The following is a 1553-nucleotide window of genomic DNA, read 5'->3' as shown; positions in this document are numbered from 1 at the left end:
TGAGTTAATTTCATAATTCTAATCTCTTTAGTATCAAGGGTTCTAAAACAATAAAAAACGGGCACCTCCCCAATTCGGTATAATGGTAGCGTCTAAACTAACATACTGAATGAGGTGAATGCCCTATGACTATTGTAAAACAAATGAGCCTATTTGGCATCCAAGAATTATTGGAAATGGAAAGTTCACGTCGATTTGATGCTATTTTTGCCACTTTCGACGTGCAACCTATATTTCAGCTGTTTTCCAAAAAGACGTTACGTGGTGCCCCACGTGAATTAAATTACGGTGCGATGATACAATCACTCATTATTCGTATTGTCGAACGGATTCCGACGATCAAGGATTTAATCAAACGTTTGGTCAATGATCCTTTATTTCGATTCGATTGCGGTTTTCTCGTTTCAGACGTGGTTCCATCTGAAGCGTCCTATTCGCGTATGATCGATGTCATCAGTCAATCAGATGTTCTCGACCACATGCAAGATACATTGATTCAAACTGCCTTTATAGAAGGTTTTCTTTATGATGAACACCTCGCGATTGATGCCACACATTTTGAGTCACGTGATGCGGCAAAGCCCTCGGAGAAAAAAGAGCCTGTACCACCAAAAAAACGTGGACGAAAATCAAAAGAAGAACGCGAGGCTTGGCTTACGGAACAAGCAGAAATCAAAGCCAACCAGTCAACTTATGAAAAAGAGATCAAGGACCAGCTCGATACATCACTAGAAACATTGTGGCAAGATGCGCCCATCGAACCGAATTGGGGCATTAAAAAGAACAGTGATGGCAAAAACACGTTTTGGTTTGGCTTTAAGGGACATCTCGCGGTGGCCACAAAGAGTCAATATATTGTTGGACGCCTCATGACATCTGCCAATTTGTCGGATAGTAAAGCAGCGATCCCTCTTTTAAAGAAAGCAGAAAACCTATTTCCAGGGCATTTTACGACCGCTATTTTGGATGCAGGGTATGATTACGAGCCCATTTACAGTCAATTACATACGTATCAAATGCGTGCAGTTATTCCATATAATGTCCGCAATGAAGGCGAGTACCTTGGCTTTGATGAACATTTCAGACCGACCTGTGTACGTGAACACAGCTACTGTTATGATAGCTTCGATGAGAAGTACCGAACACTAAAATTCACAAGGCCAAAGGAATGTGCAACCTGTCCGTTACGTAATGATTCCCTTTGTCAGAAGGTTTTCAAAATCAAATGTGACACAGATATACGAAAATTCACGTATCCAGCACGAGGCTCTGAACTTTGGAAACAACTATATAAAGAACGCACAGCCGTTGAACGTGTAAATGCATACTTAAAGCAATATTTTCAGTTGAACAATGTCCGTCACAAAACAGGAAGAAAAGCAAAACTTCATTTCCACCTGGTGACGTTTATTTATAATGCCTGCAAATTAGCAGTAGATCGTCTCAATGCTTTATTAGAATCACAAACTCAAGCAGCATAATTTTAAAAAACGTAAGTTTTCTTAATAGGAGTAGTCTAAGCTCTTGGAAAATATGATTTATGAAATTGATTC

At 39.9% G+C, this 1553-nt stretch carries 1 protein-coding gene; it reads left to right on the top strand.

Annotated elements, in window-relative coordinates; all coding sequences use genetic code 11:
- The first annotated feature begins 125 nt into the window (after nt 1–125).
- Entirely contained in the window at nt 126–1481 is a 1356-nt protein-coding gene (locus tag ACIQ7T_RS27930) for a transposase (RefSeq protein ID WP_370076295.1), read from the top strand.
- The last annotated feature ends 72 nt before the right edge of the window (nt 1482–1553 follow it).

The organism is Lysinibacillus sp. NPDC096212 (assembly GCF_044763105.1).
Taxonomy (GTDB): domain Bacteria; phylum Bacillota; class Bacilli; order Bacillales_A; family Planococcaceae; genus Lysinibacillus.
Note: the sequence above shows the minus strand (reverse complement) of the source record. Positions and strands in the feature narration are given on the sequence as shown.